This is a genomic window from Arthrobacter pasteuri (genome assembly GCF_054510955.1).
The window spans coordinates 439,414-465,866 of sequence record NZ_JBTNDO010000002.1 but is presented as its reverse complement, the minus strand read 5'-3'; the positions used below and the strand labels follow the sequence as shown (position 1 = coordinate 465,866).

The following is a 26,453-nucleotide window of genomic DNA, read 5'->3' as shown; positions in this document are numbered from 1 at the left end:
CACACCCACCCCCACCCACGGGCGGACAGGAACCCCACAAGGGCACCCGGCAACGGGCACCCCCGTAACGGACCTGCACACCCCAGGCGGAACCAGGGAGGGTGAAGATCACACATGCTACGCGTCCACTATGCGGTTCCCAACCAACAACAGGAACCACCACCAGCACCGCACCACCCCGTGCCCGATCCCCACCAGGACCAGCACAGGAGGATCGGGGCCACCGGTGGGACAACTCAATACCGGGCTGAACAGAGCCCAATTACATCCAGCACGACAGATGTAACCCACAGATTTACCGGCACCACCACCCCCGGCACCACGCGGGGCACGGCAGGCGCGTCAGGTAGCAAGGGTTACGGCGGTCATAGCGTGGGGGAAACGCCCGGTCCCATTCCGAACCCGGAAGCTAAGACCCACAGCGCCGATGGTACTGCACCCGAGAGAGTGTGGGAGAGTAGGACACCGCCGGACAACCACTCACGGGAAGGCCCCGCACCACCAGGTGCGGGGCCTTCCCCACTTAAACCACACCCCACCACATGCACCGGGCACACCCACCGCAGGCCGGTACGCACCCCGCCGGCACCCGTACACGGCACCCGTACACGGCACCCCGGACCGCACACAAGGACCCCGCCGGCATCAGCCCCGGGTGACCCCCGTAGCCCAGGACACACCACGACCGGCTCACTCGAGCCCCATGTCGGTGCTGGGATCAGGCCCGCTCCTGCTGCGTCGAGTCGCCGTGCTCCGGGTGCGCCCCGTCGTCCCTCGCCTTCGACAGCGTGAATATCCCGTATCGCATCGCACCGGTTGCATAGGCCAGGATCAGGCGGGGGAAGATCAGAACGGAGATACGATTGCGCCCGGCGAGGGCGAGTCGACGGGTCTCGGGATCGACGAGCATGGCCCGCATAAGGCGACGGCCGCAGATCGTCCAGGTGCGCGCGACGCGGCGGCTGACGTCCTCATAGTCAGCGACCACAAAGCCCGCTTCTCGTGCCATGGCCTCATACTCCTCGCGCGTGCCCATCGAGGGCAGGCGCCCTTCGCGGCAGATCGGCTCGAGCAGGTGGCGAACCTTCCAAGGACTGGCATCGGTCTCGGCGAGCCACGCGCACACGACGAGGCGGCCGTCGGGTGACAGCACCCGATGAGCCTCGGCGAAGAACCTCGGCTTGTCGACCATGTGCTCGCTCGACTCGATCGCCCATGCAGCATCGACCGAGGCATCGGGCAGCCCGTTGACGAGCCAATCGCGGAGCTGAATGTCCACGTCGGCTACAGGATGCGCAGCGGCGTAGTGGGCCTGCTCGGCGGATAGCGTGAACCCGGTGACGTGGACTCCGCGTGTCTCCGCCAGCTGCCGAGCGGTGGAGCCATAGCCACAGCCGATATCGACGCAGGCCTCGCCGGGCACGAGGTGGAGACGATCGCCGACCGTGTCGACCAGCGCCTCGACGGCGTCCACCGACGTCTCGCGACCCGTCGACCATAGCCCGTGATGGACGTGCTCGCCCCAGACCCGACGATAGATCGGATCCAGCTCGTCGTAGTGATCGGCGACCGCCACGGCGTTCTGGGAGACATCCGGGACGATCACGCCCTCACAGTACAGAGCCGGTCCGTGCCACCGGAAGGTCTGTGTCGGAACACCCCGCCCGGCACCGGGCACCGAGTGCCCGTCCAGTGGGTGTGGCGCTGTGTGGCCGGTCGGCCTCGAGCGGTCAGCTGGTATCGGATGATGGCTGGCTGGGCTTGACCCGATCCCTCCAGGTCGACCGGGACTGGGCTGTCCATCGGCGACGGTAGGGTCGGATCATGACTGGATTGTTCTCGCATCCCTCCGCCGCACCTGACGTCCCTGGCGAGAGGCCGGACCTACGGGTGGCGGTGTTCGTGCCCACCCCGGCTGATCATGCGTGGGCGGGCCTGACGGAGCACCTTCACCTGTGGTGGCCCGCCGGGGAGCTGAGTCGCTGGGGAGACGACAGTTTCTTCGATCTGGAGGACAATGCCCTGGTCGAGACCTCAGCTCAGGATGACGAGAACGTGTGGGGCGAGATGACCGGCGGCCAGCCGGGGGAGTGGCTCGAACTGAGGTGGAAGCATGCAGGTTCGGCTTCGACGACGGTGGTGCGGCTCGAGGTGACCGGTGTGGCGGACGGGCATGACGGCACCACGCTGAGATTGACCCATACCGGATGGACCACGGCCGATCCGCAAGCCATCTACGACTTCTACCGGGAGTTCTGGCCCGAGGCCCTCGCCCGTTACCAGCGCTTCATGGGGGGATCATGATCAGCGACGCAGCTACCGATGAACTGGCAGCCTGCCTGCCGGGGCGGGTGTCGACGTCACCGGCCGACCTGACCGGTTACTCGCGCGACCAGGGCCCGGTTCTGCAGGCGATCCTTCCGAGCGCGGTGATCAGGGCACAGTCCGTCGAGGACGTACAGGTACTCCTTCGATGGGCAACACGGCATGGTGTTCCCGTCGTCAGCCGAGGCGCTGGGTCTGGTCTCTCGGGCGGCGCCCATGCGACAACAGGCAGCGTGATCCTGTCACTGGAACTCATGAACAGGATCGTGGAGGTCAACCCCGACGACGAGACCGCCGTCGTCGAGCCCGGTGTCATCAACGCGGACCTCAATGCTGCTGTTGCGGAGCACGGACTGATGTACGCCCCGGATCCCGCGAGCTACCGCTGGTCCACGATCGGCGGAAACGTTGCGACGAACGCCGGCGGCCTCCGCTGCGCGAAGTACGGTGTGACACGTGACTCGGTCCTCGCACTCGACGTCGTACTGGCGGACGGGACCCTGGTGTCCACCGGTCACCGTACGTTCAAGGGTGTGGCTGGCTATGACCTGACCGCACTGATGACCGGTTCCGAAGGAACGCTCGGCGTCATCGTCGGTATCACGGTGCGCCTTCGCTACCTGCCGAGCGCGGTGCGTACCCTGGCGGCGTTCTTCGACAGTTTCCCGGCGGCCGCCGCGGGTGTGCTCGCCATCGGTCGTGCCCGGGTGCAGCCCGCCATCCTCGAACTGCTCGACGGCAGGACGCTCGAGGCACTGGACGGAGCCCACGGGTCCGACCTCCGCCAGCGCGGCGGTTCGCTCCTCCTCATCCGGACCGACGGATACGGAGCTGCGGCAGAAGCGGAAGCGATCCGCACGGCACTCGTCGGGTTGGGGGCGAGCGTCAGCGACGAGGGATCCGAGGAAGCCGACCGGCTCGTCGATTTGAGGCGGCACAGCCGCGGAGATGAGGTCGACGATCTCTACAGGGTGGGAGAGGACGTCGCTGTACCGAAATCGCAGCTGGTGCGTTATGTCGCGGAGTTGGAGGCCATGGCTGCCCGGCACGACGTCCGCCTGAAAGTCGTTGCGCATGCCGGGGACGGCAACCTCCATCCCACGTTCTGGGTCGACCGCAGTGAAGGCGAGCGGGCACAGGAGCGACTGGAGGAAGCGCTGGATGAGTCGGTCCGGTGTGCACTCGACCTCGGCGGGACGATCACCGGAGAGCATGGCGTGGGCCAGTACAAGCGCCGGTGGCTCCCATGGGAGCAGTCGCCAGAGATCCTGGAGCTGCAGGCGCGCATTAAGCAGGTCTTCGATCCCCTCGGCATCCTCAATCCCGGTAAGGCGATCGTCTCCTGATTGTTGCCCTGCAGCTCCGGTAGGTGCATCAGCCCAGTGATAATGTTCAGGAAATTGCCGGAATTCCGTCACTTTCCACTTCTTCCCTTGGGGGCGCCATGTCTGACAACAATCCGGGATCGCAGGGCAACTCGCCCTACGGCCAAAATCCACCCCAGTACGGCCAGAATCCGCCCCAGTACGGGCAGAACCAGCCTCAGTACGGCCAGAATCCGCCTCAGTACGGGCAGAGTGCCTCGCCCTACGGCCAGCAGGGGCCGTACGGCTCAGGGACGGGGAACTACCCCGGCCAGCAGGGCTATCAGGGTCAGCCCGCGGAGAATCCAGGCAGGACGCTGGGTATCATCGGGTTCATCCTGGCCATCCTGATCGCCCCGGTGGGCCTGATCATCAGCATCGTGGCCCTCGTGAAATCCCGGCGTGCCAGGATGGGCAACGGGTTCGCCCTCGCGGGGATCATCATCGGCGCGCTGTTCACGATCCTGGGGGTCATCGGGCTCATCCTCTTCGCCAGTTTCGCCGCTGATCTCACACAGCAGATCCTCCAGGCGTGCGAAGGGCAGCCGACAGGCACCCCGGTCACCGTGCAGGGCCAGCCGGTGGAATGCCCGTAGCAGGACCTCGAGGAAAGGACCGGCAGCCCCAGGGCAGCCGGTCCTTTTCTTTTATGCCTCAGTTGTCGCCGTACTCCGAGTCCTCGTCGATCCCGATGGTCTTGGCGTCAGCCGTCAGCATGATCGCCGCCTCGTCCCGACGGTGCCGCAGTTCGTCGTCGAGATATGACTGCACCGCCTCCGCCATGGGTACGTTCCGGTCCTCACGCTCCGACATGTACCACCGGTGCTCCAGCACCTCGTGCACGACCTCCGCAGGCTCGAGCTTCCCGCCGAGCTCCCGGGGGACGGCGCGCACGATGGGTTCGAAGACCTCGTTTACCCAGAGGTGGGCGCTGAACTCCTCATCGAGGGTGGGGTTGTTGTCCGCGCGGTAGGCGTCCATATCGTTCAGGAGGCGCCGCGCCTGGTTCTCCTGCGCGTCCAGTCCGGTCAGGCGGAGGAGCCGGCGGCTGTGGTGCCCGGCGTCGACGACCTTCGGCTGCAGCTGGATCTGCGTGCCGTTCGCCGCCGTCTTGATCGCGTACTCCTCGACGTCGAACCCGAGCTCGTTGAGCCGGCGGATGCGTGCTCCGACCCGCCAGCGCTCACCGAGTTCGAACGACTCCTTCTCCGTGAGCTCGCTCCAGAGCCGGCGGTAGCTGTCCATAATCAGCTCGCTCGTCGCGAGCGGATCGACCTTCTCCTCGATGAGTCCGCCCTCAGCGAGGTCCATCAGTTCGCCGGCGATGTTCACGCGGGCGATCTCGAGGTCGTACTCCCGCTGTCCGGTCGACAGCTCCGGGTACAGCTCGCCGGTCTCGGCGTCGACGAGGTAGGCGGCGAAGGACCCCGCGTCGCGCCGGAACAGGGTGTTCGACAACGAGACATCGCCCCAGTAGAAGCCGATGAGGTGGAGGCGGACGAGGAGCAGTGCCTGGGCATCGATGAGCCGCGTCAGGGTGTCGCGCCGGAGGGTCTGCGAGAACAGGGCCCGGTAGGGAAGCGAGAACTTCAGGTGCCGCGTGACCAGGACAGGATCGAGCTCCTCGCCTTCGGGAGTAGTGCGACCGGAGATCACGGCGACAGGCTCCACGCAGGGCACGTCCAGCCGCTGGAGTTTCCGGAGCATGTGATACTCGTGGCGGGCGATATGCTCGCTGGTCTCCTTGACCGCGATGACGGATCCGCCGAGGTGGGCGAAGCGCACGATGTGCCGGGAGATACCGCGGGGAAGCGCCGCGAGGGCGCTGGCCGGCCACTGCTCGAGCGCGATGTGCCAGGGGAGGTCGAGCAGCTCGGGGTCGGTCGCCGCCGCGGTGATGTTCAGGGACCCGAGACTCGGGCCTTCTGAGGAAGCGGGCCGCAGTCTCGGCAGCTTGCCCGTCTGGTCGTAGTCAGTGGGCTCGTCATGCCACTGGGCGTTCGAGGTCTCTGTCATGGTGCTGCCTTCGTATCAGGGCGGGAAAGGGGTCCTGGATCAAGCGTAGTTGCCGTTAAACGAAGCGGTGGCGTCCACCGGGCGTCCTGAGGATGCCCGGTGGAGCCACCGCCGTCGTCGTCGTACGTAGAGCGCAGTCCGTGTAGGAGCTAGACCGTCTCGGCCAGGCGCTCACCCGTGGAGGTGTCGAACAGGTGCACGTGGCCCTGCTCGGGACGCACGAAGACCGTGTCCCCCTTCATCGGTGGGCGGCGGCCGTCGACGCGAGCCACCATGTCGTGGTTCTTGCCGTCGAGCGTGGTGTGGCCGTAGATGTAGGCGTCGGCGCCGAGCTCCTCGACGACGTCGACCTCGACCTGCAGGCCCTCACCCGGGCTGCTGAGCACGAGGTCCTCGGGGCGGACACCGAGCGTGACGGTGTTGCCTGCAGCGGCGTTCAGGATGTCGCTGCGGACGGGGTAGGTGATGCCACCGAAGATCACACCGCCGTCTGCGACGGGCAGTTCCAGGAGGTTCATGGCCGGGCTGCCGATGAAGCCTGCGACGAAGACGTTCCGGGGGCGCTCGTAGAGGTTCCGCGGGGTATCGACCTGCTGGAGGAGGCCGTCCTTGAGCACCGCGACGCGGTCACCCATGGTCATCGCCTCGACCTGATCGTGCGTCACGTAGACCGTGGTGACGCCGAGGCGCCGGGTCAGCGAGGCGATCTGGGTGCGGGTCTGCACGCGGAGCTTGGCGTCCAGGTTGGACAGCGGCTCGTCCATGAGGAAGACCTGCGGGTTACGGACGATCGCGCGGCCCATGGCGACACGCTGGCGCTGACCGCCGGAGAGTGCCTTCGGCTTGCGGTCCAGGTAATCCTCGAGGTCGAGGAGCTTTGCGGCTTCGCGGACGCGCTCCGCACGCTCTTCCTTCGAGACGCCGGCGATCTTGAGTGCGAAGCCCATGTTGTCGGCGACCGACATGTGCGGGTACAGCGCGTAGTTCTGGAAGACCATCGCGATGTCGCGATCCTTCGGGGGAACATCCGTGACGTCGCGGTCGCCGATGAGGATGCGTCCTGAATTGACGTCTTCGAGGCCTGCGAGCATGCGCAGGGAGGTGGACTTTCCGCAACCGGAGGGCCCGACGAGGACGAGGAATTCGCCGTCGGCGATGTCGATGTTCAGCTTGTCGACAGCGGGCTTCTCGGTGCCCGGGTACAGGCGCGTGGCCTGGTCAAACGTTACCGTTGCCATGGTTTTGGTTCCTTTTCACGGGCAGGTACGTGCCCGACGATCCGTAGTGAATGGAAGATTATTCAGTTGTGGCGCGTGCCCAGCCAGCAGTACCGGTGGCCTTGGTCACGCCCCCGTAGTATGACACGTTCCCTGGCTGTGCGCACCTGATGACCGTAACGCCACGAGTTCCTGCAGGACCTCGGTGAAGTCCTCAGGTGTCGCGACGGTGAAGGACGCGGCAGTGTCACCGGGTCCGATCCGGATGCCGACGTCGTCGGGACCGAGAGTCCGCTGGGCGTGTTCGTCCGTGACGTCGTCACCGGCGAAGAGGACCGCGGTGGCGCCCGACGCCTCCCTCAGCAGTGCGAGCCCCTGACCCTTGTCCGCCGTGACGACCGAGATCTCGAGGACGCGCTTGCCGTCGGTCACGCTGAGGCCCTCGATCCGCGAGAGTTCTGCCCGGGCTACGGAGACGGCGGTGTCGGCGACGTCATCGGCCGCCGTCCTCGTGTGGAGGACGACGCCGGCCGGCTTGAACTCGATGCGTGTTCCCTCGTGATCGGCGACAATACGTTCGACGACGTCGACGGCCCGTGCCAGGAGGTCATCCTGCTCCGGTGTCAGCGTGAGGGACGCGCCGTCGGGTCCGGTCCAGGTCTCGGCGCCATGGCTCCCGATCAGCATGGTGTCCACCGGCGGCTCTGCCACGGCCCGCAGGCTGCCCAGGGCACGTCCGGAGATCAGCGCCGTCGTCGTATCGGGAAGGCCGGCCAGGGCACGGACGGCCTCCGCGGACGCCGGAAGTGCCCGCGCGTCCTCGGCCCGCTGTACCAGCGGGGCGAGTGTCCCGTCGAAATCGAGCGCGACCAGCAGGCGTGGTGTGGCCGCAAGGGCGCGCAGCGCGTTCTGGAGGTCCGCGTCAAGCGCCATGACCGGGGCCTCCGGAGTGGAGGGCGTTGAGGAATGCCTGCGACCAGCGTTCGACGTCGTTGTGGACGACCTGGCGACGCATGAGCCGCATCCGCCGCATGGCCTCCGTCTTCGGCATGGTGATCGCCGAGACGATCGCGCTCTTCAGGCCGTCGATGTCGTGCGGATTGACGAGGATCGCCTGGCGCAGGGTGTCCGCCGCGCCCGCGAACTCACTGAGGACGAGCATGCCCGTATTGCCGGTGCGGGCCGCCACATATTCCTTGGCGACAAGGTTCATGCCGTCGCGGAGCGCCGTGACGAGCATGACGTCGGCGGCCAGGTACAGCGCCACCATCTCCTCGACCGGGTAGCTGTGGTGCAGGTAGCGGATGGCCGTGTTCTTCATGGTGTCGTGCGTGCCGTTGATACGGCCGACCGCACCCTCGATGTCCTCGCGCAGGATCCGGTACTGCTCCACGCGCTCGCGGCTCGGGCTGGCGACCTGGATGAGGGCGGCGTCCTCCACGGTGATGGCGCCGTCCTCGAGCAGTTCGCCGTAGGCCTTGAGCCGATGGCCGATGCCCTTGGTGTAGTCGAGGCGGTCCACGCCGAGCAGGATGTGCTGGGGGTCGCCCAGCTCGCGCCGGATCTCCTTCGATCGCTCGATGACGTCCGGGCGCTGCGCCAGCTCGGTGATCGACGCGGTGTCGATGGAGATGGGGAACGCCTCGGCGCGTGAGACGTAGGCGGGAGTGCCGTCGTCGCCCTCGGGGATCTGCACCTGCTGGGCCTTGATGGTGTAGCCCTTGAAGCGGCGCACGCAGCGGAGGAAGTTGCTGGCGTCACTCGGGCGCTGGAACCCGATGAGGTCGGCGCCGAGGAGTCCCTCGATGACCTGCCGGCGCCACGGGAGTTGAGCGTAGATCTCCAGCGGCGGGAACGGGATGTGGTTGAAGAAGCCGATCTTCAGGTCGGGGCGGGCCTGCCGCAGCATCTGGGGCACGAGTTGCAGCTGGTAGTCCTGTACCCACACCGTGGCGCCCTCCGCAGCGACGGACGCCGTAGCCTCCGCGAAGCGCTCGTTGACCTTCCGATAGGAGTCCCACCAGGTGCGGTGGAACTCCGGCGATGCAATGACGTCGTGGTAGAGCGGCCACAGCGTGGCGTTGGAGAAGCCCTCGTAGTACAGCTCCACCTCCTCCTCGCTGAGCGGCACGGGGACCAGGCGCATGTTCGCCTCGTCGAAGGGCTCGAGCGTCTCGTCGGGGGCGCCATGCCAGCCGACCCAGGCGCCGTCGGCCTTCGCCATGACCGGCGCGAGCGCGGTGACGAGGCCGCCGGGCGATCGCCGCCACGAGCTCTCGCCGTGTTCGTCGACGACGCGGTCCACCGCCAGCCGGTTGGAGACGACGATGAAGTCGAAATCCCCGAACTGGCCGTCCGCCGAGAAGGTGGGGTTGACGCCGGTTGTGGTCGAAGGTTGTGCTGCGCTCAAAACGGGCTCCATGGCAGTAGGTGGTTTCTGACCTGACTCTATCGGTTCGCGCCTCCGCGGGTTCGGCGCTCCGGTCGTCAGCGGCACCCGGCGGCGTGCCTGATTTCCCGCGCTGCCGGGGCTGGGCTACCCTTATTGAGCGTTCAGCGTCGATTCCTGCTGCCTCTGCGGCGGCGGTCGACGACAGCGCCCGCTGGCCTGGCCAGCACGCCTCCTTAGCTCAGTTGGCCAGAGCACCGCTCTTGTAAAGCGGGGGTCGTCGGTTCGAATCCGACAGGGGGCTCCATCAACCCCTCCCGACCGGTGAATACCTGTCAGGAGGGGTTTTTCATGTCGTGGCGGGCCCGCGCCGCGGGGACGTGGCGGCCCTGCGGAACGCCCGCCCGGGTGGTCTCCAGTTCCCGGGCGATCATCGGCAGGGCGTAGTGGAGGGCAAGTTCACTGGCGAGCCGTGCAGCGGCTTGACGGTATGAACGGTCGGAGAGGACCTCCTGGACAGCCTTCCCGATAGCGGCCGGTGTCGGCGTTCCCGTGCGGAGATTGATACCCGCACCTGTCCACGCCACGCGGGCGGCCACTTCTGGTTTGTCCTCCCGGTCCCCGGCGACGATCAGCGGCAGGCCCCGCGCCAAGGCCCACTGGGTGCCGCCGTACCCGCCGTTGGTGACCACCACGTCGACAAGGGGGAGCAAGTGCTCGTACGGCAGGAAAGCGGCTACGCGGGCGTTGGTCGGGATCTTGTCGGTGGGCAGCGACGCACCGCCGGTTGTCGCGACCACCAGGACGTCCATGTCCCCCAGTGCGTCGAGGGTCGGCAGGATGAGCCGGGTCAGGTCCTTGTTGTCGATCGTCCCCTGGGTGACATGGATGACAGGACGGCCGTCCTGGAGGTCATTCCACCAGGGGGGCGGGGTGAACCCACCACTCCGTGTCGGGAGGATGGGGCCGACGAACCGTACGTTCCGCGGCAGGTCGCTCCGGGGGTACTCGAAGCCGGGGCAGGTGAGCTGGAGGAACCGGTCGGCGAGGGAGGACGAGTCGAGGAAGTGGACCGGCAGGGGCATCCCCGTGATGGCTTCCATCTGTCGGTCCGCCTCGCGCTGCGTGGGTCGGAAGACGATCCTCTGCATCACCGCGTTGAGGAGCAGGTTGCGGAGAATGCCGGTCCTGGTGGGAAGGGGAGGCAGGCCCGACCCGAACGGCGCGGTGTCCCTGCTGGAGAAGAGGAGCGGAATGACACCGATGAAGAGGATCGGAGGCCGCGGGTGCTGCAGGAGCAACGGCGGTACGACACCGACGAAGCCGGGCTCGGCAAGCACCGCGTCGACGGGTGCCCGATCGAACTCTTCCCGCAGGGCGCGGTATTGGTGGGGCAGGGCATCGACGAAGACCGCCGTCATGTCGAAGCGGAGCCGATTCAGCCCCTTGTTACCCGCACGCCCTGGAAAGGAAGCATCGAGGTCCCGGTCGTCGAAGTCGCAGGCGGCCGGCAACGGGATGAATCCAAGGCCGGCGTCGGTGATGGTGTCCTCGAACCGGGAACCGGTGAGCATGCGCACGGTGTGGCCCCGACCTGCGAGATACCGCCCGATCTCGAGCTGGGGCATGACGTGCCCGTAGATGGGGGAACTGCAGAGCAGATACGTTGCCATGACCGGGCTCCAGACGTTCGGTGGAGGGGCTCAGCCTGTCCTGAGCCGTTACATCCCTGCACTCATCCTGCTCCCGACCCCGCCGCATGGCCAGAGCCGTGAACGTGGGCATTCTCCTCCTGTTCGGGATCTCTTCGGCATGGAGCTTTCCTGGACGGGCAGGCGAGATCCCCGGGTCCTCAGCTGTCTCCGAACAGGTGCCGGTAGTCCTTTGCTGGAGCTGAATCCCTGACCGGCCGGACGGATCTGGGGGAGTGTCGTCGGTTCGCCACTTCCTGCCGACGGTGGAGGCCCGCGAGCTCGCGCTCCATCGTGCGGTAGCTCTGCCAGCGCCGCTCCGCGAGGGCGCCGGTCTCGATGGCCGACCGGACCGCGCAGCCAGGCTCGCGGTCATGGGCGCAGTTCCTGAAGCGGCAGCCGGTGGCAAGTTCCTCGACGTCGGTGAAAACATCTGCCAATCCGTCCTCGGCATCCCACAGTGCGAAGCCACGCAGCCCTGGTGTGTCCATGATGACGGCGCCGTCTCCCAAAGGGACCAGTTCGCGGGCCGTCGTCGTATGCCGGCCCTTTCCGTCACCCGCCCGGACAGGGCCCGTTCCCTGGCGGGAACTGCCCGTGAGGGCGTTGACGAGGCTCGACTTGCCCGCGCCTGAGGGCCCGAGCAGCGCCATCGTCTGCCCCGGGCCGATCCGTCCCCGGAGTTCGTCGAGCCCGTCGGACGCTGCGGCGGAGGTGGTGACCACCTCGACGCCGCGGGCACGGTCGATCGTCTCGGCGACGACGTCATCGAAGCGGGTGCTCAGGTCGGCCTTCGTCAGGATCACGACCGGAACGGCGCCGGAGTCACGGGCCGCCACGAGGGTGCGTTCGAGTCGATTGGTCGACAGGGGTCTGTCCAGGGGCACGACGACGCCCACGAGGTCCAGATTGGCGCCGAGCAGCTGCACCTCGGACAGCGGGTCATGCGCCCGCTTGCGCCTGAGCAGGGAGAAGCGGGGCAGGAGACCGAGGACGGTGTCACCGCCGGTGTCCGGCTCTCCGCCCGCGACGGCGACCCAGTCGCCGGTCACGAGCGCGCCGTCACGGTCGAGGTGGTCACGGTCGAGGTGGTGGCTGCCGAGGTGGAACAGTCCGTCCTGCGAGGCGAGCAGGACGCGTCCGCGGTCCGTGCGGACCACCCGCGCAGGCCGCGCGCCGGACGGGGGCGGCAAGTGAACGGTGAAGAGAGCGTCGATGGAGTCGGTGAAGCCGTACTGCGTGAGGGTGTTCATCGGGATCCTCTGCGGAAGCCTCCCGCAGGGCGCGGCTAATACGTGGTCGCAGGAGAGGCGGAATTCATGGGGGCGTGTGCGGCGCAGAACGCGGCGACGATGGCCTTCTTCATGACTCCACCTCCTCGTGAACCTCTCGTCCGGCCCGATCGGCCGGTGGACTTCATGGTACCCACGACGGAAGGGGCGTGAACAGGGTCGTCTGCCTGCGCTGCGCTGAGCCGTGCCTGCCTGCGCTGCGCTGCGCCGTGCCTGCCTTCGCTGCAGCCGTGCCGACCTACTTCCAGGAACACCCGGCCCCTAATGCCTCCATGTGGAAAGCCCGGTGGCCTTCCTCGGGAGCCCGATGACCTTCACGAGTCCGGCGATGCAGCCGATGATGACGACCGAGAGCAGGGCGAGCAGCGGGAAGTTCGGTCCCTTGCGCATCTCGGTGCGTTCGAGCGCCACGGCCTCCGGGCTGGCTTCGGCTGACGCCGGGGGGCGCGTCGTCACGGCAGCCGACGGCGTCGGTGAGGGGGTAGGAGTGCTCGAAGCCTTCGGGGCCTCGGTGGGTTCTTCGATCGGTGCTTCCACGATCTCCGGCAGGACCTCGGGAACAGGCGGCAGGAGGACTTCCGGCACGGCCTGCTCCACGGGCTGTACCGGCACGGGAGCAGGGGCAGGGGCAGGAGCAGGGGCCGGGAGGTTCTGCACCGGTGTGGGGGAGGGCTCCGGAGCGGGCGGTGGAACCGGGACGGGAGCAGGGCTGGGCTCCTCCGTCGGTGCAGGTGTCGGGGAGGGCGTCGGAGTGGGGGGCGTGGTCGGGGCCACCGTGGGCACAGGTGTCGGGGTGACAGCCGGCGTCGTGGACCGAGGACTCGGCGTAGGAGGAGCGACAACCTCGTTCTGGCACTTTTTCGCGCCGTCGCCGATGGTGCAGTCCACGGCCTGGGCGGGCAGCGCGCCGAAGGTGAGGCCGCCGAGCATGGCGATGGCGACGGCGGACACGGTCCGGTTCAGATGCTTGCTCAAGGGACTCCCGGGTCTTCGACAGGCCCTCTGCCTGCGTCGGCCAGTGTACCGCCCGGAACCCCGCAGGCCGGCGGAAAAGCGGCAGGTGAGCTGATCATGTGCCAGACCTGCGCTGTCCCTGCGCGTCAGCTGCGCTGGTCCGGGCCCTGCGCCTCCACCTGTTCGGCCTGGCGCTGTTCGGTGTCCGCGTCCGACGTCGTCGCCCCGGGTTCCATGCTGTCGAGTTCGCGCCAGCCACCCTTGCGGTACGTCGGTGTTCCCATGGCGAGCACCAGCAGGGTGAGGAACACCGCTGCAAGCATCACGCACACCATGGCCACCGAACCGCCCCCGAGGAGGCCGACGAACGGGCTGACGAGTCCGGCCACGCCGGACTGCAGCGATCCGATGACCGCCGCCGCAGTCCCGGCCATGTGCCCGTAGTTGTGCAGCGCGAGCACCGAGGCGTTCGCGGCGGTCAGCCCCTGCATCCCGAGGACGAGCCAGAGCCCCACCATGAGCCCCGCGATGCCCCCGAACCCGGTGAGCACGATCGCGAGGAGGGCGAGCGCGCAGCCCATCTGCACCAGGACCGCGATCCGCAGCACCCGGATGGGTGCCGCACGACGCACCAGGGCCGCGTTCAGTTGCGCCGAGCCGACGAGGGCGACACCGTTGAGCGCGAACACCACCGCGAACTGACCCTGGCTCAGGCCGTACTCGTTTTGGAAGACGAAGGGTGAACCGACGACGTAACTCATGATGACGGCGAGCCCGAGACCCGGTACCACCGCGAGCGCCATGAAGCGCCGGTCGCGGAGCAGGGACAGGTAGCCGCGGGCGACCTCCCGGGGGTTGCCGGGGCGGCGCTGTGCCGGTGGAAGGGATTCCGGCATGAAGCGCCAGACGATCAGGACGAGAGCCAGGCCGATGAGCGCGAGAGCGTAGAACACGGCCCTCCACTGCCAGGCCCCGGCGATGGCCTGCCCGACCGTCGGTGCGAAGAGCGGAGCCACCCCGATGACGAGCATCAGCCGGGACAGCAGTCTCGCGGCGTCCGACCCCACGAAGCGGTCCCGGATGACGGCGATCGCCACGACCGACGCGGCCGCGTTGAAGAAGCCCTGGCAGATGCGGAGCCCGATCAGCGTGCCGATGTCCGGGGTGAGGGAGCAGAGGATCGAGGTCACGACGTGGAGCGAGATGCCGATGAGGAGCGGCAGCCGTCGTCCGAACCGGTCGGAGAACGGCCCGATGACCAACTGGCCGACGCCCGCGCCGAGCAGCATCCCGGACATGGTGAACTGCACGGCCGCCTGCGTCGCATCGAGGTCTTCTGCGACCGTCGGCAGCGATGGCAGGTACATGTCCGTGGTGACGGCCGGCAGCGCAGCGAGCGCACCGAGCATCAGGATGTACTTGATACTCGATCGCCGGGCGGTCCTGCCGGCTGTCCTCGCGGTACTCACCCTGAAACCCTAGGCGAATTGTTGACCTGACGAACATATGTGAAGGGCGGTGATTTCGTTCTCCGGTGCTGCTGGACAGGAAGACGATCCGCAGTTACCGGGGAGGCAGCCGGTGCAGCTCGACCTGGAGCGCACTTCCGTCGATGACCGCCGTCATGTAGGTGCAGAAAGGCTGGCGGCGCCGGTCCGTGGGGGAACCCGGGTTCAGCAGGCGCAGTCCCGTGCCGGTGTCTGTGTCCCACGGTATGTGGCTGTGCCCGAACACCAGGACGTCGACGTCGGGATAGAGCGCGGCCATGCGTGCTTCCCTGCCCTGCTTCTGCCCCGTCTCGTGCACCACGGCGAGACGCACGCCGTCGAACTCCGCCCGGGCGACGAGGGGAAGGCGCGCTCGCAGATCGGCGCCGTCGTTGTTCCCGTAACACGCGAGAAGGCGGTCGGCGCGGGCTTCCAGCTCGTCCAGCAGGGAGACGTCGGTCCAGTCCCCGGCGTGCACGACGACGTCGGACGACTCGACCGCGGCCCACACCTCGGCGGGGAGCTCCTTCGCGCGCTTGGGCAGATGCGTGTCGGCCAGGAGCGTCAGGGTGAGGGGCATGGAGCCCATTGTCCGCTGTCCCCGGGCACCCGTGACAAGTCGGGGGCCCTATGCCATGCTTCCATAAGCACGCTTACTAATGGGCGTGGTTCCACGAAAAGGCAGCATGCAGATTGACAAGTCCCAAATCATCGACCTGCTGAAGAGCCAGGGCAAGGACGGCGACGCCGACCAGGCGCAGTCCGAGCTCCCCGACCAGGTGGATCCGGAGCAGCACTCGGATCTCCTTGCCAAGTTCGGCATCACCCCGAAGGACCTGCTGGGCAAGATCCCCGGCCTGGGTGGCTTCGGCGGCTAGGCGGATTCGGCGCAGAAGCGGGACCGGCATCGTGCTGCCGAGATGCGCGAGAAGGTGACGCACCACGTCCAGGCTGCGGACGAGTTGGACCCCGATGTCACCCCGGACAGGGATTCGCGCCGGGGTCAGTGACGACATCCGTCCGGAACCACTGAAGGGAGTCCTCCTCTTGGGACTCCCTTTGCACGTGGAGACCCCGTCAACGGGCGGGAGAAGATCGAGGAGAGGCGGCAGGATGCGGAGTGCGGCGACCGTGGTCATCACGGGTGCATCAAGTGGTATCGGGCGGGCGACGGCACGCCTCTTCGCGGACGGCGGCGCGCGGCTCGTCCTCGCCGGCCGGGATGCGGACACGCTCGAGGCCGTCGCGGCGGAATGCCGGGACAGGGGTGCGGCGGTACTGGCCGTGCCCACGGACGTCGGGTCCGAGGACGACGTCGACCGGCTCGCAGACGCGGCCGTCCAGCATTTCGGCGGTATCGATGTCTGGGTGGGCAATGCCTCCCTGTACAGCTTCGGGACGTTCGAGCAGACACCGTCGGAGGTGTTCGACCGGATCATCGAGGTCAACCTGCTGGGCCAGGTGTACGGAGCGCGTGCCGCCCTGCGGGTCTTCCGGCGGCAGGGCAGGGGAGTGCTGGTGTCCGTGGCATCCATGTACTCCCGTATCACTACACCCCTGGTGAGTCCCTATGTCACCAGCAAGTTCGGGCTCCTCGGGTTCCTCGAAGTGCTCCGCATGGAGACGCGGAATGCGCCGGACATCCATGTCTGCGCAGTCCTCCCGGCGACGATCGACACCCCCATCCATCAGCACGCCGCGAACTACACAGGGCGGCCCGTCCGTCCCCTGCCGCCGGTCGTGGATCCGGTCCGGGTGGCGCGGGCGATCGTCCGGGTCTCCCGCCGGCCCCGCCGCCTCACACAGGTGGGCCGGGTCCAGTCGATGTTCGTCTACGCGCGGGCACTGGCGCCTGCCGCATACGAACCGGCGGTGGCCGTCGCCTACCGCGCACTGGCGCTGAAGAAAGGATTCTTGCCGCCCGCGCCCGGCAACCTGTTCGAGGCGGATCGGAAGGCCACGGGTGTGACCGGTGGCTGGCGGATCCTCCCGTGGCTGCGGCGCACTCCCGGGCGGTGACGGGACACATTAAAAGGAACACCAGCACCTTCTGCCTCAAGCATGTACTTCCGCCACTGTCAATGTGAGCGACACGATAAAACACGCTGGCGCCGCACTGCGGGTGCCCCTCCATAGTTGAGGTATGGATCAATGGCAGGGCCTCCTGGCACAGTGCGCCCGGGGTATGGGGTTCGACCGCGGTCGGAAGCGGGCAGCGTACGCGCTCGCGGGAGTGGGGATCTTCTGGGCCGTGGGGCTGCTCAGCGGGCTGCGCATTCTGCACACCGCCGCCTCGCCGATGACCATCCTCGTGCTGCTCTACGTCATGCTCGCCATCGTGGCGCTCTCCCTCGTGATCGCGGCCGCTGCCGTCGCCGAGCTGGGGCGGCAGACAGCCGAAAGGCGCCGGCGCTAGGACGTCGATCCCAGCCGCCGGTAGGGGCCGTTTGTCTTCAAGTACTTGAAGTTCCTATCGTTGATGGTGTGAGCGCACCGAGCATCCGGAAAACGTACACGATCAAGGAAGCGGCAGCTCTGACGGGACTGCCGGCCAGTACGTTGCGCTACTACGAATCGATCGGCGTGATCACACCGATCGGTCGCGGTGCGAGCAGCAGGCATCGGGTCTACACGCCGGAGGACCTGGATCTGTTGACCTGGGTCTCCTGCCTGAGCGCGACGGGAATGTCCGTGAGCGACATGCGCCGCTACATCGGGAACGGGGCGCTCGGGGCGGCCGCTGCCCCGGAGCAGATCGAACTGCTGAAGGCCCAGCAGGAACAGCTGGCACTCGAAGCGAGGTCGATCGCCCTGCGGAGGCGCTACGTCGCACTGAAGATCGATTATTGGCGGGCCGTCCAGTCCGGCGACGATCCCAGGGCCGCACAGCTGTCGGACGAAGCGCGCTCCCTGGTGGACGACCTCAAGAAGACCAGGAAGCGATAGGCACCACGCGCCCCCTGCGGACCGGATGGTCCGCAGGTCAGGCGCGCACGGCCTGGCACACCCAGGGGCGGATGCTCCACGTCAAGCACGTCACCGACCGGGACTACGGCCGACCGGCCGCACCTAACACCTGAACGCCCCTCGAAGGAGAAAACACATGACCACCACCGTCCACGCCTACGCCTCACCCTCCGCCGACAAGGACCTCGTCCCCACCACGATCGAACGCCGCGACGTCGGTCCCCACGACGTCCTGATCGAGATCAAGTACGCTGGCATCTGCCACTCCGACATCCACACCGTGCGCGGGGACTGGGGGCCGCAGCCCTACCCCCTGGTGCCCGGCCACGAGATCGCGGGCATCGTCGCGGAAGTCGGTTCCGAGGTGACCAGGCACGCCGTCGGTGACCGGGTCGGCGTCGGCTGCATGGTGAACTCCTGCGGGGAGTGCAAGAACTGCACGGCGGGCGACGAGCAGTACTGCGTCAACGGTATGGTGGGCACCTACGGCGCCACCGACCGCGACGGGACCGTCACCCAGGGCGGCTACTCCACCCATGTCGTCGTCACCGAGGACTTCGTGCTGGGGATCCCCGAGGGCATCGAGCTCGACGTCGCCGCCCCCCTGCTCTGCGCCGGCATCACCACCTTTTCGCCGCTGCACCGCTGGGGCGCCGGCCCCGGCAAGAAGGTCGCCGTCGTCGGCCTCGGCGGCCTCGGCCACATGGCTGTCAAGATCGCCCACGCGATGGGCGCCGAGGTGACCGTCCTCTCGCAGTCCCTCAAGAAGCAGGAGGACGGCCTGCGCCTGGGAGCGGACTCCTACTACGCCACCAGCGACGAAGGCACGTTCATCGAGCTGGCCGGGTCGTTCGACCTCATCATCAACACGGTGAGCGCCCGAATCGACATCAGTGCCTTCCTGGGACTCCTGACTGTCGGTGGTGCCCTGGTCAACGTCGGCGCGCCTGCCGAGCCGCTGCCGGTGAACGCGATGGCACTCATCGGCGGTCGCCGCTCGTTCGCCGGCTCCATGATCGGGGGCATCGCCGAGACGCAGGAGATGCTCGACTTCTGCGCCAGGAACGGCATCGGTGCCGAGATCGAGGTAATCCCTGCAGGGAAGATCAACGACGCCTACGAGCGCGTCCTCGCCTCGGACGTCCGCTACCGCTTCGTCATCGACGCCGCCACCTTCGCCTAGGGGTCGAACCCGGACCGGGGCGGGATGCTGAGCCTCCCCGCCCCGGTCCGGGCACGCCCGCGCGCCGCGCTTCGCCGGACCTGACCCGCCTAGCGGCTCACGACGACGTGCTCGTTGGGCACGCAGTGGGTCATGGTCAGGCCCTCGACGTTGCGGGGGCCGTTGTTGCCCAGGTTCTTCAGACGGGCCAGTTCGTCCTCGGAGAGGGTCTGACTGGCGAGCGGAGGCAGGTCCTTGACGTCGGTGAGGCCGATGCCGAGTCCTTCCCCGACGCGGGCTCCGAGTTCGTCGTCGACGAGGTAGAAGTGCCACACCATGCGTTCCTGCACGGCGCGGGCCGCCTGCCCGATCAGGGTCACGAAGTTGGCGACGAGGTCGTCCTCCTCCCACTGCTCGAGCAACTGGTACCGCTGGCCCGCCTGCAGGTAGTCGTTGGTCAGCGGGATGCGCTTGCGCGTCAGGCGCCCGGAGATCTCCGGCCCCTGCTCGTCGTGCGTCGGGTACTGCCCCTCGCGGAGCCCGCCCGTGATGGACGGCTCGTAGTTGACGTGCGGGTTCTGCCCCGGCGCGAGGTCCGTCCCGAAGGACATCTGCCCGCCGCGCTGGTTGGTGTGCACGGGGGCGTTCTTCGCAGAGTTCACCGGTAGCTGCAGGTAGTTCGGACCCACGCGGTAGCGCTGGGTGTCGCTGTAGCTGAAGGTACGGCCCACGAGCATCTTGTCGTCCGAGAAGTCCAGCCCGTCGACGAGGACCCCCGTACCGAAAGAGATCTGCTCGTTCTCGTTGTGGTGGTCCGTGACATTCCGGTTGAGCGTCATGGTGCCGACGAGTTTCGGCTCGAAATCCTGTTCCGGCCAGGTCTTCGTGTCATCGAGCGGATCGAAGTCCAGCTCGGGGTGGTCGCCGTCGTCCATCAGCTGCACGTACAGGTCCCACTTCGGGTAGTCGCCGCGCTCGATGGCCTCGTAGAGGTCCCTGGAGGCATGCCCGAGGTCGGTCGCCTGGATGTTGGCGGCGTCCTCCTCGGTCAGGCTCTTCACGCCCTGGTGCGGCTGCCACGTGTACTTGACCAGTTTCGAGTCCCCGTCCGCGTTGACCCACTTGTAGGTGTTCACCCCGAAGCCCTGCATGGAGCGGTAGTCCGCCGGGATGCCGCGGGGGCTGAAGAGGTTCACCAGCATGTGCATCGACTCCGGTGTCTGCGACATGAAGTCGAAAATGCGGGCCGGGTCCTGCCGGAACGTGACCGGATCCGGCTTGAGGGAGTGGATGACGTCGGGGAACTTGATGGCGTCGCGGATGAAGAACACCGCGAGGTTGTTGCCCACCAGGTCCCAGTTGCCGTCCTCCGTGTAGAACTTCACGGCGAAGCCGCGCGGGTCACGGGCAGCCTCGGAGGAGTCGCGTCCGCCGATGACGGTCGAGAAGCGGATGGCGACCTCGGTCTTCTTCCCGGGCTCGGAGAACAACTTCGCGCGGGTGTGGGCGGCGACCGGCTCCTCGCCCCACATCCCGGTCGCCTCGAACTCGCCGTAGGCGACGAACCCGCGGGCGTGGACGACACGCTCCGGGATCCGCTCCCGGTCGAAGTGGCTGATCTTCTCGAGGAACTGGTAGTTCTCCAGCGTGGCGGGGCCGCGGGCGCCGACGGTCCGGGAGTTCTGGTTGTCGTAGACCTGGTGGCCCTGCCGGTTGGTCAGGACGGCGCGGTCATCACCTTCGGCGGGCGGCTGGCTGGCGACATCGGTCATGCAGTTCTCCTCACAGGCTCTGGTCTTCTCGAGTGGCGCGGGGGCCCGCGCACGATTCCGACGCTACCCAAGGGCCGGATGGACAGCAATCGAAGGAATCCGGTGGCCGATCGGTGGAAGAGCGGGGCGGAGGAGGGTACGGGCAGGTCCTAGGACCTGCCCGTACCCTCCTCGATGTCCGCATAGCGCTGCACGAGGCCCGCCGCCAGGCCTCGGCGAGGTCGTCCGGGTCCGTCACGCGGACGCCATCGAGGCCGAGCAGCCGCGCAGGGGCGGCGCAGTCGACGTCGGGCAAGGCCTGGCTGGCTTCGAAGCGGCGCTCGCCCTCCATCTCCCGCTGCTCCCAGGAGACCTCCGCGAGGTCCCGGTTGGAGAAGACGCACACCACGAAGCGGGGATCGGCCCAGTCGCGCCACAGCTTGGCGACCGTCACGAGTTCTGCGAGTCCCGCCAGCTGCATCGCTCCGTCCCCCGCGAGTACGACGACGGGACGGCTCGGGCCGGCGAGCTTCGCGGCGATGCCGTAGGGGACACCCGCGCCCATGCACCCGAGCGTGCTCGACAGGTGGGCAGGAACGCCCCGGGGCAGCCGGAGTTGCCGCGCGTACCAGTACACGGAGCTTCCGACATCGACGGCGACCTGCGCATCCCGCGGCAGGAGGGCGTTGAGTTCATGCACCACGCGCTCGGGATTCACGGGGTCCGCCGGAGTCATGGCGCGCTCGGTGGACACCCGGTCCCATCGGCACACCTGCTCCTCGACCTCTTCCCGCCACGTGTGGTCCTGCTGGCCGTGCAGCAGCTTCGCGCGCGACTCCTGCGACACCTCGTCGTGGATCATCTGGCGGGCACGGACGTCACCGGCGACGGCGATCAGCTGTGCGTCGTGCTCCGCGGAGATGCGGTCGATCTCGGACGTGACTTTGCAGGAGGTCATCTTCCACACCGTCTACTGGGCGACGCTGCGCGGAAGGATCTCGTCGTTCGCCAGGCCGTCCACCGTGCCGGTGATGCCCTCGACATAGATGGTGGTTTTTAGGGGTCGGGCAGTTCGAACAGGAGGGCATGGTCTTTGAGTAGGTGCGTCACGAAGAGCCCCTGTCATGTCAGTGGGAGGTCGCCTCCGGTGAACGCGATCCACCAGGGATGCCGAGGACCCTCATGGTCTATCACCGTTGACCGGTGGCTCAGAAGGATCGGCGGGTGCGCCATCGGGCTTGAAAATCACTCGGCAGGCGTGGGTGGCGGCAGGTAGCGTGGGGTCATGCTCACAGTTCCCGAGAATTTCCCGCCCGCGTACATCCGTTACCTCGAGGCCCAGGACGAGGGTTTCGCCGAGACGGTCCTGATGGTCATGAAGCAGTCGGTCGCCGAGGGCAAGCACGGCATCCTCATCAGCAACCAGGCTCTCGACCGTGGCGCCGAGACGTCCAAGGAGGTCCCGTTCGGCGAGATCGTCGAAGGGACGCGCTGACACGCCACCCGACACCCCCCGTGAGGTACGAGGTGTTCCCACACAGTCCGCGCGAGGCGGGATCGTAACGCAGGGAAGCGCCGGTCGATGACCGGCGCTTCCCTCTGTCACGAGGTTCTCCTCGGGCAGGCGGTACTAGCTGCCAGCACCATCCTGGGCGTCGGGATCCGCGCCCTCGGCGGGATCCTCGGCGTGCACGCGGATGTCCTCCGTGGCGGCCTCCTGGTCGCCCTCGGCAGGTGCTTCGTTGTGGATGCGGTCGTCGTCGCTCGGCTTCTCTGACATGCACTGGTCCTCTCGGTTCGGGGGAAAGTAAGCTCCCTTACCGTCAGTGTACGGATCCGCCGGCCAGTACATAAGCGGGATGCTCCGCGTGACGCGGCGTCATCAGCATGCTTACTATCGTGGGATGCAGACACAGGAGGAGACGGGCGGAGCGGATGTGCTGCGCCGCACGCGGATCGTGGGGGCGGCTGCGACTGGTCTCGCGTCGCTGGCTCTGGGACTCACTGCACATGCGGTCTCCGGTGGCATCCTGCCGAGCGCGCCGATCCTCGGCGGGCTGGCCGCGCTCGCAGTGCTGGCTGCGGCGATCGTGGCTCAGGGCAGGTTCCCCGCCTGGACGCTCCTGCTCCTCCTCGGAGCGGCGCAGCAGGTCCTGCACTGGCTGCTCGGCGGCCTCGCGGATGCTCCGTCGTCGGGCGTTCCCGGCACGGGGGGCCACCATGGCGGCGATGTGCCGGTGGGGACCGGGACTACGAAAGGGCATTCACCCGAGGTGATGCTCCTGCTGCATACACACCTGGCGGCAGCGCTCCTGGTCGGGTGGGCGGCGGCCCGATACCCGCACGTCGCGACATGGGCAGCCGGGCGGGGGCATCGCCGGCACGGCGTGCCGGCGGAAGAAGGCGCCCCCGTCGCGTGACGGAAGCGCCTTCCTGCGATGCAGGCAGGCCCTGTCCGGGCCTGTCCAGGTGGTGTCCTAGTTGCTGCTGCCCGAGCTGTCGTAGAACGGGTAGTCCGTGTAGCCCTCCGGTCCGGTGGAGTAGAACGTGGCCGGGTTCGGCTCGTTCTCCGGCAGGTTCTCGCGCCAGCGGCGGGCGAGGTCGGGGTTCGCGATGGCCGGGCGGCCGACGACGACGGCGTCTCCCACGCCGTCCTCGAGGATGGCGATAGCCTCCTCGCGGTTGGTGATGAGCCCGAAGCCACTGTTGATCAGGAAGGGTCCGCCGAAGCGCTTCCGGAGGTCCTGGATGAGGGCCCCGGTCGGTTCGGCGTGCAGGACGCTGAGGTATGCGAGCTTCAGCGGCGCGAGGGCGTCGACGAGCGTTCCGTACGTCGCCAGGACATCGGCGGCGTCGGTCTCCAGGGCGTCCTGGATGTTGTGGGCGGGCGAGATGCGGAGGCCGACCTTCTCGGCTCCGACTTCCGCCGCCACGGCGGTGACGAGCTCGATCACGAACTGAGCGCGCTTCTCGGGCGATCCGCCATAGGCGTCCTCACGCTGGTTGGACTCGGGGGAGAGGAACTCGTGCAGCAGGTACCCGTTGGCTCCGTGGAGTTCGACGCCGTCGAACCCGGCGACGTCGATCGCCTTGCGCGAGGCCGTCACGAACTCCTCGATGATGCCCGGCAGTTCCTCGGTGGCGAGGGCATGCGGCACCGGATAGGGCTGCTTGCCCGTGCTGGTCCGCGTGGTCCCCTCGATGGCGATGGCGCTGGGGGCCACGACCTCGTAGCCGCCGTTGGTGTCGGGGTGCGTCACGCGGCCCGCGTGCATGACCTGGGCGACGATGCGACCGCCGTCCGCGTGCACGGCGTCCGTGACGCGCTTCCAGCCCGCGAGCTGCTCGTCCTCGACCAGGCCCGGCTGCCCGGGGAAGCCCTGCCCGGCATGGCTGGGGTAGGTTCCTTCGCTGACGATGAGCCCGAGGGAGGCGCGCTGGCGGTAGTGCTCGACGACGATGTCGCCGGGGATCCCCGCGTCACCCGAGCGGACGCGCGTGAGCGGCGCCATCACCACGCGGTTGGGGAGTTCGAGCGTGCCGAGGGTCAGGGGGGAGAACAGCTTCATGCGTTCCTACTTTCCGGGTCGGTGTCCTACCGGGCGGTAACCGGCACCGGCAGGGTGCTATTCCGGATGTGTCCCGTGTCACCCGCCGGGCACGCAGCCGAGCGGACTGGAGGATGGGCGACAGCGGTGCCACACTGTGCGTGCGCCCGCGGCACCGCGGACCGTGGACGGATGGTGAGCCATGAGTGGAATCCGGATGGGAACGGCCTCCGGGCGATGGATCCTGGTCGCGACGGTCCTGGGGTCGGGTATTGCCGGTATCGATGCCACCGTCGTCAACGTGGCCCTGCCGACGATCGGGCGGGACCTGGGCGCGGGTTTCTCGGCCATGCAGTGGATGGTCACCGGCTACACCCTGACGCTCGCCTCCTTCATCCTGCTCGGCGGGGCACTGGGGGACAGGTTCGGGCGGCGGCGCGTCTTCGTGGTCGGTGTCATCTGGTTCGCCCTTGCCTCCCTGCTGTGCGGGCTGGCCCCGGACGCCGGCCTGCTTATCGCGGCGCGTGCCCTTCAGGGCGTCGGAGGGGCCCTGCTCACGCCGGGCAGCCTGGCGATCCTCCAGGCCGCATTCTCCGGTGAGGACCGTGCGCGGGCCATCGGGGCGTGGTCCGGGCTGGGGGGCGTGGCCACCGCCATCGGGCCCTTCCTCGGCGGCTGGCTCGTCGAAAGCGTCTCCTGGCGCTGGGTCTTCCTCATCAATGTCCCTGTCGCGGCCGCCGTCGTCTGGATCGCCGCGCGGCATGTCCCTGAGACCCGCGACCCGGGCGTGACGGGCAGGCTCGACATCGCCGGGGCGACCCTGGGGGCGCTGGCGCTCGCCGGCACGACCTACGCGCTGATCGAAGCGCCCGACCACGGCGTGGGTTCGGCCGGAGTCCTCACGTCCGGGCTCCTGGGGCTCGCTGCGGCCGTAGCCTTCCTCGCGGTGGAGCGGCGCACGGAGAATCCGATGCTGCCCCTGCACATCTTCGGCAATCGACAGTTCCGTGCGGCGAACGCCGTCACGTTCCTGATCTACGCGGTGTTCGGTGGCATCTTCTTCCTGCTCGTCGTCCATCTGCAGGTCGTGGTGGGCTTCAGCCCGGTGGCGTCCGGCACCGCCATGCTTCCGATCACGGCGCTGATGCTCGTCCTGTCACCTCGGGCAGGTGCACTCAGTTCCAGGATCGGCCCCCGCATCCCGATGGCGGTCGGGCCGCTCATCTGCGCCGTGTCGCTGGTCCTCATGCTGCGGATCGGCACGGAGGCGTCCTATCTCCGGGACGTGCTTCCGCCGGTGATCGTGCTCGGCCTCGGGCTGTCGCTGCTCGTCGCGCCCCTGACGTCGACGGCGCTGTCCTCGGTGCCGGAACGCCAGGCGGGGCTCGCCTCCGGTGTCAACAATGCGGTCGCGCGGGCCGCGGGCCTCATCGCGATCGCCGTCCTGCCGGCTGCTGCAGGTCTGACAGGAGAGGCCTACGACGACCCGAGGACCTTCGAGGCCGGATTCGATACCGCATGCCTTCTCGGCGCCGGAGTGCTCGTGGTGGGCGGGATCTTGGCCGCCGTCAGCATCCGGAACCCCGGGGTGCCGGAGGCCGACCACCCGAGGCACTGCGCCGTCGGCGGTACCCCGGCGGCTCCCGGCGCCCTCCGCGAGGCGCGCGGCGGCCAGGGCGGGCACCCCCGGACATGACGAAGCCCCGGGGAGTTCCCGGGGCTTCGCGGCGTTCCGTTCGAGGGGCGTTACCTGATGTCCTGCTCGTCCATCGCGCTCAGCGGCGATCCGCCACGGTTCGCGGGGTCGTCGCTCGCGTCGACCTCGTCGTCCTCCATCATGCCGAAGTCCACGTCCGCGGCGGCTTCGCCGAGCATCGGCTCCTCGGGCGGATACTGCTCGTCACCGTGCCGGTAGCGGGCCTCGGCCGTCTCCTCACGGAGGGTCTGGTCGCTCAGGTAGCCCTCCTCACCGATCGCGCTGACGCCGTTCTCGTCGTCGCCGCTCCCGGTCGCGCTGGGCTCGTCCTGCAGGAGGGGATCATCCTGCCACCGGTCCGGATTGTTCTCCGCGGCGTCGGGGTAGTCGTCGGGCTGGCCCTCGAGGACCGGATCGAAGGCCTCGGGAGCAAGCGAGTCATTCGGCACGTCGGGCTCTTCGCCCACGATGGTCAGTTCCTCATCGGGAAGGTTCTCGGTCATCATCTCTGCCTTTCATCGGTGCTGTGCATCCTTCGATCATCAGCCTACTGATGAATTGGTCGGGGCGACAGTTCCTCCCTGCCACCCCGAT

General features: G+C 67.9%; 26 protein-coding genes, 1 tRNA gene and 1 rRNA gene. 13 read left to right on the top strand and 15 right to left on the bottom strand.

Annotation, left to right across the window (positions count from 1 at the left end; genetic code table 11):
* Nucleotides 1–357 precede the first annotated feature (357 nt).
* Nucleotides 358–474 (top strand): 5S ribosomal RNA (rrf, locus tag ACX80H_RS13260).
* A 244-nt stretch (nucleotides 475–718) separates the two neighbouring features.
* Here the strand turns inward: rrf and ACX80H_RS13255 are convergent.
* Nucleotides 719–1,606 carry a class I SAM-dependent methyltransferase gene (locus ACX80H_RS13255; protein ID WP_459313823.1) on the bottom strand — a complete coding sequence of 296 codons (888 nt, stop codon included), beginning with the start codon at nucleotides 1,604–1,606 and terminating at the stop codon, nucleotides 719–721.
* A gap of 218 nt (nucleotides 1,607–1,824) precedes the next feature.
* Here ACX80H_RS13255 and ACX80H_RS13250 point away from each other — a divergent pair, with 218 nt between their 5' ends.
* The 3 genes from ACX80H_RS13250 to ACX80H_RS13240 all read left to right on the top strand — a co-directional run bounded on the left by ACX80H_RS13250 (nucleotide 1,825) and on the right by ACX80H_RS13240 (nucleotide 4,285).
* Nucleotides 1,825–2,304 (top strand): SRPBCC family protein, encoded by a 480-nt coding sequence (locus ACX80H_RS13250; protein ID WP_459313822.1) that lies wholly within the window; start codon nucleotides 1,825–1,827, stop codon nucleotides 2,302–2,304.
* Entirely contained in the window at nucleotides 2,301–3,671 is a 1,371-nt protein-coding gene (locus ACX80H_RS13245; RefSeq protein ID WP_459313821.1) for an FAD-binding oxidoreductase, read from the top strand. The genes ACX80H_RS13250 and ACX80H_RS13245 overlap by 4 nt, the downstream gene beginning before the upstream one ends.
* A gap of 98 nt (nucleotides 3,672–3,769) precedes the next feature.
* Nucleotides 3,770–4,285: a DUF4190 domain-containing protein gene (locus ACX80H_RS13240; protein WP_459313820.1), complete on the top strand. Its 516-nt coding sequence runs from the start codon at nucleotides 3,770–3,772 to the stop codon at nucleotides 4,283–4,285.
* A gap of 58 nt (nucleotides 4,286–4,343) precedes the next feature.
* Here the strand turns inward: ACX80H_RS13240 and ACX80H_RS13235 are convergent, their stop codons facing one another.
* The 4 genes from ACX80H_RS13235 to ACX80H_RS13220 all read right to left on the bottom strand — a co-directional run bounded on the left by ACX80H_RS13235 (nucleotide 4,344) and on the right by ACX80H_RS13220 (nucleotide 9,344).
* The gene (locus ACX80H_RS13235) at nucleotides 4,344–5,705 is read right to left on the bottom strand and encodes a DUF4032 domain-containing protein (protein ID WP_459313819.1); all 1,362 of its coding nucleotides are present in this window, start codon (nucleotides 5,703–5,705) and stop codon (nucleotides 4,344–4,346) included.
* 149 nt (nucleotides 5,706–5,854) lie between these two features.
* A complete protein-coding gene (locus ACX80H_RS13230; protein WP_459313818.1) occupies nucleotides 5,855–6,943 on the bottom strand; it encodes an ABC transporter ATP-binding protein in 1,089 nt (362 codons plus the stop codon).
* A gap of 105 nt (nucleotides 6,944–7,048) precedes the next feature.
* Entirely contained in the window at nucleotides 7,049–7,855 is an 807-nt protein-coding gene (gene otsB, locus ACX80H_RS13225; protein ID WP_459313817.1) for a trehalose-phosphatase, read from the bottom strand.
* Nucleotides 7,845–9,344, bottom strand: coding sequence for an alpha,alpha-trehalose-phosphate synthase (UDP-forming) (locus ACX80H_RS13220; protein ID WP_459313816.1), 1,500 nt, complete (start codon nucleotides 9,342–9,344; stop codon nucleotides 7,845–7,847). The genes otsB and ACX80H_RS13220 overlap by 11 nt, the downstream gene beginning before the upstream one ends.
* A 197-nt stretch (nucleotides 9,345–9,541) precedes the next feature.
* Between ACX80H_RS13220 and ACX80H_RS13215 the strand changes: the two genes are divergently transcribed.
* Nucleotides 9,542–9,618 (top strand) — tRNA-Thr (locus ACX80H_RS13215).
* Nucleotides 9,619–9,646: 28 nt separating this feature from the next.
* Here the strand turns inward: ACX80H_RS13215 and ACX80H_RS13210 are convergent.
* The 5 genes from ACX80H_RS13210 to ACX80H_RS13190 form a co-directional block, all read right to left on the bottom strand.
* A complete protein-coding gene (locus tag ACX80H_RS13210; RefSeq protein WP_459313815.1) occupies nucleotides 9,647–10,984 on the bottom strand; it encodes a glycosyltransferase in 1,338 nt (445 codons plus the stop codon).
* A gap of 179 nt (nucleotides 10,985–11,163) precedes the next feature.
* Nucleotides 11,164–12,255, bottom strand: coding sequence for a ribosome small subunit-dependent GTPase A (rsgA, locus tag ACX80H_RS13205; protein WP_459313814.1), 1,092 nt, complete (start codon nucleotides 12,253–12,255; stop codon nucleotides 11,164–11,166).
* A gap of 300 nt (nucleotides 12,256–12,555) precedes the next feature.
* Nucleotides 12,556–13,269, bottom strand: a complete 714-nt coding sequence (locus ACX80H_RS13200) for a hypothetical protein (RefSeq protein ID WP_459313813.1) — start codon at nucleotides 13,267–13,269, stop codon at nucleotides 12,556–12,558.
* Between the two features lie 125 nt (nucleotides 13,270–13,394).
* A complete protein-coding gene (locus ACX80H_RS13195) occupies nucleotides 13,395–14,717 on the bottom strand; it encodes a multidrug effflux MFS transporter (protein ID WP_459313812.1) in 1,323 nt (440 codons plus the stop codon).
* 94 nt (nucleotides 14,718–14,811) lie between these two features.
* Nucleotides 14,812–15,315: a metallophosphoesterase family protein gene (locus ACX80H_RS13190; RefSeq protein ID WP_459313811.1), complete on the bottom strand. Its 504-nt coding sequence runs from the start codon at nucleotides 15,313–15,315 to the stop codon at nucleotides 14,812–14,814.
* A 106-nt stretch (nucleotides 15,316–15,421) separates the two neighbouring features.
* Between ACX80H_RS13190 and ACX80H_RS13185 the strand changes: the two genes are divergently transcribed.
* From ACX80H_RS13185 to ACX80H_RS13165, 5 genes are all read left to right on the top strand, one after another.
* Complete coding sequence (locus ACX80H_RS13185; RefSeq protein WP_459313810.1) at nucleotides 15,422–15,613, top strand: hypothetical protein; 192 nt, start codon at nucleotides 15,422–15,424, stop codon at nucleotides 15,611–15,613.
* Between the two features lie 235 nt (nucleotides 15,614–15,848).
* Nucleotides 15,849–16,754 carry an SDR family NAD(P)-dependent oxidoreductase gene (locus ACX80H_RS13180; RefSeq protein ID WP_459313809.1) on the top strand — a complete coding sequence of 302 codons (906 nt, stop codon included), beginning with the start codon at nucleotides 15,849–15,851 and terminating at the stop codon, nucleotides 16,752–16,754.
* A 124-nt stretch (nucleotides 16,755–16,878) separates the two neighbouring features.
* Complete coding sequence (locus ACX80H_RS13175; protein WP_459313808.1) at nucleotides 16,879–17,151, top strand: hypothetical protein; 273 nt, start codon at nucleotides 16,879–16,881, stop codon at nucleotides 17,149–17,151.
* Nucleotides 17,152–17,219: 68 nt separating this feature from the next.
* Nucleotides 17,220–17,681: a MerR family transcriptional regulator gene (locus ACX80H_RS13170; protein ID WP_459313807.1), complete on the top strand. Its 462-nt coding sequence runs from the start codon at nucleotides 17,220–17,222 to the stop codon at nucleotides 17,679–17,681.
* 157 nt (nucleotides 17,682–17,838) lie between these two features.
* Entirely contained in the window at nucleotides 17,839–18,885 is a 1,047-nt protein-coding gene (locus tag ACX80H_RS13165; protein WP_459313806.1) for an NAD(P)-dependent alcohol dehydrogenase, read from the top strand.
* 89 nt (nucleotides 18,886–18,974) lie between these two features.
* Here the strand turns inward: ACX80H_RS13165 and ACX80H_RS13160 are convergent, their stop codons facing one another.
* Both ACX80H_RS13160 and ACX80H_RS13155 read right to left on the bottom strand, forming a co-directional pair.
* Complete coding sequence (locus tag ACX80H_RS13160) at nucleotides 18,975–20,636, bottom strand: catalase (RefSeq protein WP_459313805.1); 1,662 nt, start codon at nucleotides 20,634–20,636, stop codon at nucleotides 18,975–18,977.
* 10 nt (nucleotides 20,637–20,646) lie between these two features.
* The gene (locus ACX80H_RS13155; protein ID WP_459313804.1) at nucleotides 20,647–21,573 is read right to left on the bottom strand and encodes a thiamine pyrophosphate-dependent enzyme; all 927 of its coding nucleotides are present in this window, start codon (nucleotides 21,571–21,573) and stop codon (nucleotides 20,647–20,649) included.
* 327 nt (nucleotides 21,574–21,900) lie between these two features.
* Here ACX80H_RS13155 and ACX80H_RS13150 point away from each other — a divergent pair, with 327 nt between their 5' ends.
* A complete protein-coding gene (locus ACX80H_RS13150) occupies nucleotides 21,901–22,110 on the top strand; it encodes a hypothetical protein (protein WP_459313803.1) in 210 nt (69 codons plus the stop codon).
* Between the two features lie 135 nt (nucleotides 22,111–22,245).
* On the opposite strand, the gene ACX80H_RS13145 is transcribed toward ACX80H_RS13150, so the two are convergent.
* Nucleotides 22,246–22,395, bottom strand: coding sequence for a hypothetical protein (locus tag ACX80H_RS13145; RefSeq protein WP_459313802.1), 150 nt, complete (start codon nucleotides 22,393–22,395; stop codon nucleotides 22,246–22,248).
* Between the two features lie 124 nt (nucleotides 22,396–22,519).
* Between ACX80H_RS13145 and ACX80H_RS13140 the strand changes: the two genes are divergently transcribed.
* Nucleotides 22,520–23,035, top strand: coding sequence for a hypothetical protein (locus ACX80H_RS13140; protein ID WP_459313801.1), 516 nt, complete (start codon nucleotides 22,520–22,522; stop codon nucleotides 23,033–23,035).
* Nucleotides 23,036–23,092: 57 nt separating this feature from the next.
* On the opposite strand, the gene ACX80H_RS13135 is transcribed toward ACX80H_RS13140, so the two are convergent.
* Nucleotides 23,093–24,184: an alkene reductase gene (locus tag ACX80H_RS13135; protein ID WP_459313800.1), complete on the bottom strand. Its 1,092-nt coding sequence runs from the start codon at nucleotides 24,182–24,184 to the stop codon at nucleotides 23,093–23,095.
* Nucleotides 24,185–24,380: 196 nt separating this feature from the next.
* On the opposite strand from ACX80H_RS13135, the gene ACX80H_RS13130 reads away from it, so the two are divergent.
* Nucleotides 24,381–25,859 carry an MFS transporter gene (locus ACX80H_RS13130; RefSeq protein ID WP_459313799.1) on the top strand — a complete coding sequence of 493 codons (1,479 nt, stop codon included), beginning with the start codon at nucleotides 24,381–24,383 and terminating at the stop codon, nucleotides 25,857–25,859.
* A 50-nt stretch (nucleotides 25,860–25,909) separates the two neighbouring features.
* Here ACX80H_RS13130 and ACX80H_RS13125 read toward each other — a convergent pair whose 3' ends face one another.
* Entirely contained in the window at nucleotides 25,910–26,362 is a 453-nt protein-coding gene (locus tag ACX80H_RS13125; RefSeq protein WP_459313798.1) for a hypothetical protein, read from the bottom strand.
* Between the last annotated feature and the right edge of the window lie 91 nt (nucleotides 26,363–26,453).